This window comes from Streptomyces sp. NBC_01498 (assembly GCF_036327775.1).
Classification (GTDB): domain Bacteria; phylum Actinomycetota; class Actinomycetes; order Streptomycetales; family Streptomycetaceae; genus Streptomyces.
In genome coordinates this window covers 1,604,965-1,615,847 of the sequence record NZ_CP109598.1, presented here as the reverse complement: position 1 = coordinate 1,615,847, position 10,883 = coordinate 1,604,965, and the positions used below count along the sequence as shown (strand labels likewise).

10 protein-coding genes are annotated in these 10,883 nt (G+C 71.3%); 9 read left to right on the top strand and 1 reads right to left on the bottom strand.

What is annotated here, in order from left to right:
- The first annotated feature begins 271 nt into the window (after positions 1-271).
- From OG875_RS06665 to OG875_RS06625, 9 genes are all read left to right on the top strand, one after another.
- Positions 272-937 carry a response regulator gene (locus OG875_RS06665; RefSeq protein WP_330173308.1) on the top strand — a complete coding sequence of 222 codons (666 nt, stop codon included), beginning with the start codon at positions 272-274 and terminating at the stop codon, positions 935-937.
- 320 nt (positions 938-1,257) lie between these two features.
- The gene (locus OG875_RS06660; protein ID WP_330173307.1) at positions 1,258-4,194 is read left to right on the top strand and encodes a DNA translocase FtsK; all 2,937 of its coding nucleotides are present in this window, start codon (positions 1,258-1,260) and stop codon (positions 4,192-4,194) included.
- 209 nt (positions 4,195-4,403) lie between these two features.
- Positions 4,404-5,312 carry a helix-turn-helix domain-containing protein gene (locus tag OG875_RS06655; RefSeq protein ID WP_330173306.1) on the top strand — a complete coding sequence of 303 codons (909 nt, stop codon included), beginning with the start codon at positions 4,404-4,406 and terminating at the stop codon, positions 5,310-5,312.
- Between the two features lie 153 nt (positions 5,313-5,465).
- Positions 5,466-7,028 carry a 30S ribosomal protein S12 methylthiotransferase RimO gene (rimO, locus tag OG875_RS06650; protein ID WP_330173305.1) on the top strand — a complete coding sequence of 521 codons (1,563 nt, stop codon included), beginning with the start codon at positions 5,466-5,468 and terminating at the stop codon, positions 7,026-7,028.
- A complete protein-coding gene (gene pgsA, locus OG875_RS06645) occupies positions 7,025-7,690 on the top strand; it encodes a CDP-diacylglycerol--glycerol-3-phosphate 3-phosphatidyltransferase (RefSeq protein WP_330173304.1) in 666 nt (221 codons plus the stop codon). Before rimO ends, pgsA begins: the two co-directional genes overlap by 4 nt.
- A gap of 155 nt (positions 7,691-7,845) precedes the next feature.
- Positions 7,846-8,337 (top strand): CinA family protein, encoded by a 492-nt coding sequence (locus OG875_RS06640; protein WP_330177624.1) that lies wholly within the window; start codon positions 7,846-7,848, stop codon positions 8,335-8,337.
- 109 nt (positions 8,338-8,446) lie between these two features.
- Complete coding sequence (locus OG875_RS06635; RefSeq protein WP_189108968.1) at positions 8,447-8,830, top strand: helix-turn-helix domain-containing protein; 384 nt, start codon at positions 8,447-8,449, stop codon at positions 8,828-8,830.
- Positions 8,831-9,129: 299 nt separating this feature from the next.
- Entirely contained in the window at positions 9,130-9,600 is a 471-nt protein-coding gene (locus OG875_RS06630; RefSeq protein ID WP_330173303.1) for a Dps family protein, read from the top strand.
- 262 nt (positions 9,601-9,862) lie between these two features.
- Complete coding sequence (locus OG875_RS06625) at positions 9,863-10,150, top strand: hypothetical protein (protein ID WP_330173302.1); 288 nt, start codon at positions 9,863-9,865, stop codon at positions 10,148-10,150.
- Here OG875_RS06625 and OG875_RS06620 read toward each other — a convergent pair.
- The gene (locus tag OG875_RS06620; RefSeq protein WP_330173301.1) at positions 10,080-10,832 is read right to left on the bottom strand and encodes a DNA-formamidopyrimidine glycosylase family protein; all 753 of its coding nucleotides are present in this window, start codon (positions 10,830-10,832) and stop codon (positions 10,080-10,082) included. The two genes, OG875_RS06625 and OG875_RS06620, sit on opposite strands and share 71 nt — an antisense overlap.
- Positions 10,833-10,883 lie beyond the last annotated feature (51 nt).

Here is a 10,883-nt window from a genome sequence, read left to right as displayed (position 1 = left end):
ACGCCGGGAGGGGCTTCGGTCGCCGACCGGAGGCTGTGCGAACCTGTGGGGGGACGATGAGTTTTTGTGGGCGATCACGTGTGGGCCGCAGAGATTCGGGGAACCTTCCGGGCTCCTGTGACGTTTTTGCTACGTGCACAGTGACATCGCGGTGACAGGGTGTGGCGACAGGCGGGGTGCGGCTACCATGACCGGCACAAGGACGGACGGCGTAAGGGAGTCGTCCTCTGGGGCGGCGCCCGGTACACAGCCGGGGCGAGGAGGGCGGGCCATGGTGCAGAAGGCCAAGATCCTCCTGGTCGATGACCGGCCGGAGAATCTGCTGGCGCTGGAGGCCATCCTCTCCGCGCTCGATCAGACGCTGGTGCGGGCATCGTCCGGGGAGGAAGCGCTCAAGGCGCTGCTGACGGACGACTTCGCGGTCATCCTGCTGGACGTCCAGATGCCGGGGATGGACGGTTTCGAGACCGCCGCGCACATCAAGAGGCGTGAGCGGACACGGGACATCCCGATCATCTTCCTCACGGCCATCAACCACGGTCCGCACCACACCTTCCGGGGTTATGCCGCGGGCGCGGTGGACTACATCTCCAAGCCGTTCGACCCGTGGGTGCTGCGGGCGAAGGTCTCGGTCTTCGTCGAGCTGTACATGAAGAACTGTCAGTTGAAGGAGCAGGCCGAACTGCTCAGACTGCAACTGGCCGGAGCGGGCGAGGTCAAGGAACCGGTCGGTCTGCTGGCCGAGTTGTCCGCCCGCCTCGCCGCGGTCGAGGAACAGGCCGAAGCGCTCTCCAAGCAGCTGGACGACGAGTCGGCGGACGCGGCGGCGGTCGCCACCGCCGCGCATCTGGAGCGCAAACTGACCGGGCTCCGCCGGGCGCTGGACGCCCTGGAGCCGGGCAGCGGCGGCGGCTCTCCGCTGCCCTCACCGAACTGAACTGTTCCCCGTCGGCGCTTACGCCGCGACGGGGACGGCCGCCGGGTACGTCGGGCGCCGTCCGGAACGGTTGATCACGTCGGGTACGTCCCCCGGGTCGCACATGGCCCGGGGGACGTACCGTTTCCCGTTCCGCCGACATGACCAGTCACCGGTCGCCGGTCACCCTTCAGCAGTCAGCAGTCAGCCGTCGCCGTACGAGGTTGACGTTCGGGCGGTGCTGAGGGCGTGTCAGTTTCCGTCCTCGGGCTGGGCGACACGATCGGGTGAAGCAGTGGGCACACGTGTCCCTCGCCGTTCGCACCGGTAACCTCACCCCCATGGCCTCACGTACGTCCGGCAAGGGTTCCCAGGGCAGCGCGGGCACCGCGAAACCGCGGGCCGGCCGGACGAGCGGTGCCAGGAAGAAGGCGGTCCCCGCGGGCAAGGCCGTGGCGAAGAAATCGGGACCCGTCAGGAAGGGCCCCGTCAAGAAGGTCCCCGCGAAGAAGTCCGCGGCCAGACCGGCACCCAGGCCCGCGCCGTCCCCGACGAACGGCGTGTACCGCCTCGTACGCGCGCTCTGGCTCGGTCTCGCCCACGCGGTCGGCGCCCTGTTCCGCGGCATAGGACGGGGCGCGAAAGGGCTCGACCCGGCGCACCGCAAGGACGGCGTCGCCCTCCTGCTGCTCGCGCTGGGCCTGATCGTCGCCGCCGGCACCTGGTCGAATCTGCGCGGCCCCGTCGGCGATCTCGTCGAGATGCTGATCACCGGGGCGTTCGGCCGGCTCGATCTGCTCGTCCCGATACTGCTGGGCGCCGTCGCCGTCCGGCTCATCCTCTATCCGCAGCGGCCCGAGGCCAACGGGCGCATCGTCATCGGTCTGTCCGCGCTGGTGATCGGCGTCCTCGGGCTCGTGCACATCGCCTGCGGCTCCCCGGCGCGCGACGCGGGCGAGGCGCTGCGGGACGCCGGCGGGCTGATCGGCTGGGGGGCCTCGGTCCCGCTGGTCTTCGCCATGGGCGAGGTCCTCGCCGTACCGATACTGGTGCTGCTCACCGTGTTCGGGCTGCTCGTCGTCACGGCGACACCCGTCAACGCCATCCCGCGACGGCTGCGTCAGGTCTGTGTCCGGCTCGGCGTCCTCGACCCGGCCAGGGGCGATCCCGACGGGCGGGAACGGGACGAGGAGTGGGACGGCGACGACGAGCGGTACGACGACCAGTGGCGTGGGGCCCTTCCCACGCGCGACCACCGCTCGACGGCGCGGCGCGGCGCGGTCACCGCCGACCGGGCGCGGGAACCGGGCGACGACCACGACCCGGAGCGGGCCGAGGCCGCCGCGCTGGCCCGCAGACGGCGCCCGCGCAGGCAGCCGGTGCAGCCCGGTCACGACCGGGCCCCGGACGCCGTGGACATCGCCGCCGCCGCGGCCGCCGCGCTGGACGGAGCCGTACTCAACGGGATGCCGCCGTCGCCGGTCGTCGCCGACCTCACCCACGGCGTGTCCGCCGACCGCACCCGGGACGGGGAGCGCGCGCGGCCGGGGGAGCGTACGCGCGGAACATCCGCCGGGCGCCCCGGCGCGGGCCCGGGGGCAGGGGCGGGCGCCGGCGCGGATTCCGGCTCGCGGGAGCGCCCCGTACCCACGGCGCGCGACGCGGAGGCACGGGCCGCCGGGGCGGCGCGGACGCCGTCCGGCGCCGTCGCCGATCTGACCAAGCCGCCGCCCGCGCAGGACCGGCCGCTGCCCGCGCGCGCCGAGCAGCTCCAGCTCGCCGGTGACATCACCTACTCCCTGCCGTCGCTGGACCTGCTGGAACGGGGCGGCCCCGGCAAGACCCGCAGCGCCGCCAACGACGCGGTGGTCGACTCCCTGACCAACGTGTTCATGGAGTTCAAGGTCGACGCGACGGTCACGGGCTTCACCCGGGGCCCGACCGTCACCCGCTACGAGGTCCAGCTCGGCCCCGCCGTGAAGGTCGAACGCATCACCGCGCTCACCAAGAACATCGCCTACGCCGTGGCCAGCCCCGACGTCCGCATCATCAGCCCGATCCCCGGCAAGTCCGCCGTCGGCATCGAGATCCCGAACTCCGACCGCGAGATGGTCGTCCTCGGCGACGTCCTGCGGCTCGCCGACGCGGCCGAGGACGACCACCCCATGCTGGTGGCGCTCGGCAAGAACGTCGAGGGCGGCTACGAGATGGCCAACCTCGCCAAGATGCCGCACCTGCTGGTCGCCGGCGCCACCGGCTCCGGCAAGTCCTCCTGCATCAACTGTCTGATCACCTCGGTCATGGTCCGGGCCACCCCCGAGGACGTCCGGATGGTCCTCGTGGACCCCAAGCGCGTCGAGCTCACCGCGTACGAGGGCATCCCGCACCTCATCACCCCCATCATCACCAACCCCAAGCGCGCCGCCGAGGCGCTCCAGTGGGTCGTGCGGGAGATGGACCTGCGCTACGACGACCTCGCGGCGTACGGCTTCCGGCACATCGACGACTTCAACGCCGCCGTACGCAAGGGCAAGGTCGCCTCGCCGAAGGGCAGCGAGCGCGAGCTGACCCCCTATCCGTACCTGCTGGTGATCGTGGACGAGCTGGCCGACCTGATGATGGTCGCGCCGCGCGACGTCGAGGACGCGATCGTCCGCATCACCCAGTTGGCCCGCGCCGCCGGTATCCATCTGGTGCTCGCCACCCAGCGCCCGTCCGTGGACGTCGTCACCGGCCTCATCAAGGCGAACGTGCCCTCCCGGCTCGCCTTCGCGACCTCCTCCCTCGCGGACAGCCGCGTCATCCTCGACCAGCCCGGCGCCGAGAAGCTCATCGGCAAGGGCGACGGGCTCTTCCTCCCCATGGGGGCGAGCAAGGCGACCCGTATGCAGGGCGCCTTCGTCACGGAGGAGGAGGTCGCGGCCGTCGTCCAGCACTGCAAGGATCAGATGGCGCCGGTCTTCCGCGACGACGTCGTCGTCGGCACGGCCAAGAAGAAGGAGATCGACGAGGACATCGGCGACGATCTCGATCTGCTGTGCCAGGCGGCCGAGTTGGTGGTGTCCACCCAGTTCGGCTCGACCTCCATGCTCCAGCGGAAACTGCGCGTGGGATTCGCCAAAGCGGGCAGGCTCATGGATCTGATGGAGTCACGGAACATCGTGGGTCCCAGCGAGGGGTCCAAGGCGCGTGACGTGCTGGTGAAGGCGGACGAGCTGGACGGGGTGCTCGCCGTGATCCGCGGCGAGTCCGTTTCCGAAGGGGCTGAGGGAAATTGACGGAACCTGAGGCGATCCGACGGATATCCGGAGCAACCCTTTCCCCCGGCCGGACGTCAAGGTGGGGGAAGAGACACCCTGTGTCCCGCCGACACGCCGTCCGGCCATTCTGATGGCGTACAAAGTGCATCCGCCCGGTTGCCCCACCCTTTCGTACCACCCATAGACTGAACATCCAGCAGGTGGCTACACGCTCGAAAGGCACTCCCGTGTCCATCGGCAAATCCCCCCAAGACGACCAGCCTTCCGCCGTCGGCCCTCGTGACGCGGTCGGACCTGTCGAACCCGTCGATTCCCTCGGCAGCGCCGAATCCGCCGAGGAGGAGCGGTCCGCGACCGAGGAGGACACACTCTCGGTCGGCCGCGCCCTCGAACAGGCGCGCACCGAGGCGGGCCTGACACTCGAAGAGGTCAGCGCCGCCACCCGCGTGCGCGTGCCGATCGTGCAGGCGATCGAACAGGACGACTTCTCGCGCTGTGGCGGCGACGTCTACGCGCGCGGTCACATCCGCACCTTCGCCCGCTCGGTCGGGATCGATCCCGAGCCCCTTGTCAGGCAGTACGACTCCGAGCACGGCGGGCGCCCGGCGCCCACGCCCGCGGCCCCGCTGTTCGAGGCCGAGCGCATCCGTCCGGAGCGGCGCCGTCCCAACTGGACGGCGGCCATGGTCGCCGCGATCGTCGCGGTGATCGGCTTCGTCGGCTTCACCGTGTTCAGCGGCGGCGACGACGAGAGCCCCGACCAGCAGATCGCCGAGGGACTGGCGCCCGAGAAGACGGCCGCCGAGCCCAGCGCCACCAAGCCCGCCGACCCGAAGCCCGAACCGTCGGACAGCGCCATCGCGGCGGCCCCGGCCGACAAGGTGACCGTCAAACTGTCCGCCGTCGAGGACAAGAGCTGGATCTCCGCCAAGAGCCCCAACGGGGAACTGCTCTTCGACGGACTCCTCCTGAAGGGCGAGTCCAAGACCTTCCAGGACGACGAACAGATCGACTTCATCCTCGGCAACGCCGGGGTGCTCGACATCTTCGTCAACGGCAAGCAGGTCGACGAGGACTTCGAGCCCGGCCAGGTCGAACGGCCCTCGTACACGAAGGGCGACCCCGAGGCGGGCTGACGCCGCCGCCGGTGCCGGAAGGCGCCGGCGGACACGGGGCGGGCCCCGTCCGGCCGTACACGGGAGTCCTCCGGGGGCGCGGCCCGCGCCCCCGGAGGAGGCCGGGCAACCCTGCACGGCAGGAGGGCGGCCGGGACAAAGTAGTCTGAGCCCATGCCCGAACGCCGCACCGTCGCCCTTGTCACGCTTGGCTGCGCCCGTAACGAGGTGGACTCGGAGGAGCTTGCAGGCCGCTTGGCAGCGGACGGCTGGGAGCTCGTCGAGGAAGCCGCCGACGCGGACGTCGCCGTCGTCAACACCTGCGGCTTCGTCGAAGCCGCCAAGAAGGACTCCGTCGACGCCCTGCTGGAAGCCAACGACCTGAAGGATCACGGCAGAACCCAGGCCGTCGTCGCCGTCGGCTGCATGGCCGAGCGGTACGGCAAGGAACTCGCGGAATCACTCCCCGAGGCGGACGGTGTGCTCGGGTTCGACGACTACGCCGACATCTCGGACCGCCTCCGGACCATCCTCGCCGGCGGCGTCCACGCCTCGCACACCCCGCGCGACCGGCGCAAGCTGCTCCCGCTGAGCCCCGCCGACCGCCAGGGCGCCACCGGTGTGGCCCTGCCCGGCCACGGCACGACCACGGCGTCCGTACCGTCCCCCGCGACCGCGCCTCCTACAGAGACGATCGTCCCCGCCCCCGCGGACCTGCCGCAGGGCCTCGCGCCGGCCTCCGGCCCCCGCGCCCCGCTGCGCCGCCGTCTCGGCAACAGCCCCGTGGCCTCCGTGAAGCTGGCCTCCGGCTGCGACCGGCGCTGCTCCTTCTGCGCCATCCCGTCCTTCCGCGGCTCGTTCATCTCGCGCCGCCCCTCCGATGTGCTCGGGGAGACGCGCTGGCTGGCCGAGCAGGGCGTCAAGGAGGTCATGCTCGTCTCCGAGAACAACACCTCGTACGGAAAAGACCTCGGCGACATCCGCCTCCTGGAGACGCTGCTGCCCGAGCTCGCGGCGGTGGACGGGATCGAACGCGTACGGGTCAGCTACCTCCAGCCCGCCGAGATGCGCCCGGGACTCATCGACGTGCTGACGTCGACGCCCGGCGTCGCGCCGTACTTCGACCTGTCCTTCCAGCACTCCTCGCACTCCGTGCTCCGCGCGATGAGGCGCTTCGGCGACACCGACCGCTTCCTCGACCTGCTGGAGACGATCCGCGGCAAGGCCCCGGAGGCCGGCGTGCGCTCCAACTTCATCGTCGGCTTCCCCGGCGAGAGCGAGGCCGACTTCGCCGAACTGGAGCGCTTCCTCACCGGTGCCAGGCTCGACGCCATCGGGGTGTTCGGCTACTCGGACGAGGACGGCACCGAGGCGGCGACGTACGAGAACAAGCTGGACGAGGACGTCGTCGCCGAGCGGCTGGCGCATCTGTCGCGGCTGGCCGACGAACTGACCTCGCAGCGGGCCGAGGAGCGCCTGGGGGAGACCCTGACGGTGCTCGTGGAGTCCGTGGCCGCCGAGGACGCGGACGACGACGAGGAGCCCGCCGTCGGCCGGGCCGCCCACCAGGCGCCGGAGACCGACGGCCAGGTGATCTTCACATCGGGCGAGGGCCTGCGTCCGGGCCTTATGGTCGAGGCCAAGGTGGTCGGCACCGAGGGCGTGGACCTGGTCGCCGAGTACTGCGGCTTCACCGGGGACGAGCCCCGGAGCCCCGGAGCGGAGGCAGCCAGATGACCGGAGTCCCGGCATCGGCCGAGGGCGGCCAGGGTAGGCCGGCGCCCGGTGGCAAGCTGGGGGCTGCGGCCGTCAACCAGGCCAGCCTGTGGAACATCGCCAACATCCTCACCATGATGCGGCTGGTGCTCGTACCGGCCTTCGTCCTGCTGCTGCTCCAGGACGGCGGGCACGACCCGGCCTGGCGCGCCTGGGCCTGGGCCGCGTTCGCGGTGGCCATGATCACCGACGTCTTCGACGGGCATCTGGCCCGTACGTACAACCTGGTCACCGACTTCGGGAAGATCGCCGACCCGATCGCGGACAAGGCGATCATGGCGGCCGGGCTGGTCAGTCTCTCCGCCTTGGGGGATCTGCCCTGGTGGGTGACAGGAGTCATCCTCTTCCGGGAGCTCGGGATCACGCTGATGCGGTTCTGGGTGATCCGGCACGGGGTCATCCCGGCCAGCCGGGGCGGCAAGATGAAGACCATGGCGCAGGGGGTGGCGGTCGGCATGTACGTGCTGGCGCTGACCGGGCCGCTGGCGACGCTTCGGTTCTGGGTGATGGCGGTCGCGGTCGTGCTGACCGTGCTGACCGGCCTGGACTACGTACGCCAGGCGATCGTCCTGCGGCGGTCGGGCATGGCGGCCGAGCGAGTCCGGAGCGGGAACGCCTCGTGACGCACACGCCGCCGGTGGCGCCGGTGCCGTCCGCTGACGCCGAGCGGTCCGCACCGTCCGCGCCGTCCGCGCCCGAGGGCGGGGCGGGGACCGTACGGGGCGGCGGGCGGGAAGCGGCGGCCGGCGGTGCCCCGGCGGACCGGACGGCGGCGCGGGTGCTCGATCTGCTCGTGGCGCGGGAGGAGACCCTGGCCGTCGCGGAGTCGCTGACCGGGGGTCTCGTGGCCGCCGAACTGACGTCCGTGCCCGGCGCCTCCCGCGCGCTCCGCGGGGGCGTCACGGCCTACGCGACGGACGTCAAGCGCGAGGTCCTGGGCGTGGACGGAACACTTCTGGCCGAGCGGGGCGCGGTGGATCCCGTGGTCGCACGGCAGATGGCGGCCGGCGTACGGCGGGTCCTGGGCGCCGACTGGGGCGCCGCGACCACGGGGGTCGCGGGTCCCGATCCGCAGGACGGACAGCCCGTGGGCACGGTGTACGTGGCCGTCAGCGGTCCGCACGGCGGCGAGAAAGTGGCCGCTCTGAGGTTGAACGGTGACCGGGCGGAAATCCGTAGAGAGAGTGTACGGAGCGTGCTGGAACTGCTCTCCGGCGAACTGACCGGGAACGGGCGGACACAGGATACGGAACGGAACGGGGGGACTTGATGTTTGCAGCCCTGAGTGAACACGACATCGCTCCCCGCACGGCCGCAGCGCGAGGCGGTACGGTGGGGCGAGAAGGATGCGGCTACGCGGTCCGAGGAGGGAGCCACCGATGATTCTGCTCCGTCGCCTGCTGGGTGACGTGCTGCGTCGGCAGCGCCAGCGCCAGGGCCGTACTCTGCGCGAAGTCTCCTCGTCCGCCCGAGTCTCGCTCGGCTATCTCTCCGAGGTGGAGCGGGGGCAGAAGGAGGCATCCTCCGAACTGCTCTCCGCTATCTGCGACGCGCTTGACGTACGGATGTCCGAGCTCATGCGCGAAGTGAGCGACGAACTGTCGCTGGCGGAGCTGGCTGCGTCCGCAGCGGCGAGCGAGCCGGTGCCCGCAGCAGTACGTCCGATGCTCAATTCCGTCTCCGTGACGTCGGTGGCAGGTGTGCCGACGGAGCGGGTGACCATCAAGGCACCGACGGAAGCGGTGGATGTCGTCGCCGCTTGAGGTACAGCGCTTGAAGCATCGTGAAAAGTGCTCGTGAACTGGTCGTGAACGGTACGGCCTGAACGAAGTCCGAAGCCCCGGGCGGTCCCTGTGACCGGCCGGGGCTTCTGCTGTGTGCTCGTCCTCACGGGGTGGGCTCCGCCGTACACGGGCGCGTGTACCGGCTCCGGGCGCCCGTACACGGGTGCTCGTCTGGGCTGCCGGGCTGCCTTCGAACGTCCTTCACCTGCCCCGAAATGACCCTTTTGGGGTCTTGTGCCATGGTGGGCATACGTGTGAACGGAACTGGAGGACGTCCCATGTCTGTTGTGAAGAGCTCACTGTCCGACGCCGATCTCAAGCTGGTCGGCGAGGCCCTTCAGGGCGCGCTGGTCGATCTGCTCGACCTGTCGCTGGTCTCCAAGCAGGTGCACTGGAACATCGTCGGTCCGCGCTTCCGGTCCGTACACCTCCAGCTCGACGAGGTCGTCACCACGGCCCGGGGCCACTCGGACACCGTGGCGGAACGGGCCGCCGCGATCGGTGTCACCCCGGACGGCCGCGCGGCGACGGTGGCCACGCAGAGCGCCATCGGAACCGTCCCGGAGGGCTGGATCAAGGACCCGGACGCCGTACGCACGATGGTGGACGCGCTCGGCGCGGTCATCGTCCGGATGCGCGAGCGGATCAGGGCGACCGACGAGCCGGACCCGGTCACCCAGGACATCCTGATCGGCCTGACGGCCGACCTCGAGAAGCACGCCTGGATGTTCATGGCGGAGAACGCCTAGGCCCTGTCCGGTTGGGTCCCGTCCGGCGGACGGGACCTCGGGCTGTGCCGGACACGACCCGGCGTGAGCGGGAAGCGGGTGCTTCGGATGGCGGGGCGGTGTGAGGGAGCGGTGGGCCGCGCGAGCGGCCGGATACGCGCCGTCCACGCCTCTGATGCGCCCTTTCGCCGGATACGCGGGCCGGTCTAGGGTCTGTCGTTCGGATCAGCCCGGCAAGATCCACTCGACAGGCCCTGGCGTCGGCAGGTCTGAGGAGGCGGCCATGGCACGGCGACGGAACGTTCTGCCGGTCCTCGCCCTGGGCGGGCTGGGCGTGCTCTGGTGGTGGGCCGTGCTGCGGCTGGCCCTGGCGCCGGAGCACGCCGGGGTCGTCGAGGGGGCGGTGGCCGCGGGCGGCTGGGGGCTGAGTCTGCTGCCGGTGCACGCGGCGGCGCGGACCACGGGGCGGCCGTCGTGGCGGTCGTCCTGGCGGGCGGCCCTCAGGGGACAGGACCCAGCTGGCAGCGGGGGCACCAGTACACCGGGCGATCGTCCTCGGTCGTCCTGCTGACGGGGGTGCCGCAGCGGCGGCAGGGGAGGCCGCCCCGGCCGTACACGTAGAGATGACGGCGCGAACGGTCCCGGTGGGCCTCCAGCAGCTTCTTCGCGGCCGTCACCAGTCGCTCGGGCGCCGGCAGGTCCCCGATGGGCAGCCAGGGGGTGGTGCGGGCCACGAAGCAGGTCTCGCACCGGAAGACATTGCCGATGCCCGCGAGATTGCGCTGGTCCAGCAGCGCGGCGCCGACGGGGCGCGCCGGGTCGGCGAGCAGATTGCGCAGTGCCGTGTGTGGATCCCAGTCCGGGCCGAGGAGGTCGGGGCCGAGATGGCCCACCACCGTGTCCTCGTCGGCGGTGCGGAGGAGTTCGAGCACGGGGAGCCGGTAGCCGACGGCGGTGCGTTCGGCGTTGCCGAGGACCGCGCGGATCTGGTGGCCGGGGCCGCCGCGCCAGCGTTCGTCGGCGCCGTACACCCGCCAGGCGCCGTCCATCCGCAGATGGGAGTGGAGGGTGAGACCGCCCTCGACGCGGGTCAGCAGGTGCTTGCCGCGCGGGGTGACGTCGAGGACCGTCCGGCCGGTGAGGTCGGAGGTCGCGAACCGGGGGACACGGAGGTCGGACCGGGTCAGGGGCCGCCCGGCGAGGGCGGTGTGCAGGCGCCGGGCGGTGTGCAGAACGGTGTCGCCTTCGGGCATGGACCCATCATGCGCGAGAGGCTCCCCGGGACGGGCGGCGTACGGGGTGTG

Excerpts from the sequence above, each read along its gene's own strand:
- OG875_RS06620 (WP_330173301.1), bottom strand. The coding sequence starts at position 10,832 with ATGCCCGAAGGCGACACCGTTCTGCACACCGCCCGGCGCCTGCACACC.
- pgsA (WP_330173304.1), top strand. The coding sequence starts at position 7,025 with ATGACCGGAGTCCCGGCATCGGCCGAGGGCGGCCAGGGTAGGCCGGCG.
- OG875_RS06635 (WP_189108968.1), top strand. The coding sequence starts at position 8,447 with ATGATTCTGCTCCGTCGCCTGCTGGGTGACGTGCTGCGTCGGCAGCGC.
- OG875_RS06660 (WP_330173307.1), top strand. The coding sequence starts at position 1,258 with ATGGCCTCACGTACGTCCGGCAAGGGTTCCCAGGGCAGCGCGGGCACC.
- OG875_RS06665 (WP_330173308.1), top strand. The coding sequence starts at position 272 with ATGGTGCAGAAGGCCAAGATCCTCCTGGTCGATGACCGGCCGGAGAAT.
- rimO (WP_330173305.1), top strand. The coding sequence starts at position 5,466 with ATGCCCGAACGCCGCACCGTCGCCCTTGTCACGCTTGGCTGCGCCCGT.
- OG875_RS06625 (WP_330173302.1), top strand. The coding sequence starts at position 9,863 with ATGGCACGGCGACGGAACGTTCTGCCGGTCCTCGCCCTGGGCGGGCTG.
- OG875_RS06630 (WP_330173303.1), top strand. The coding sequence starts at position 9,130 with ATGTCTGTTGTGAAGAGCTCACTGTCCGACGCCGATCTCAAGCTGGTC.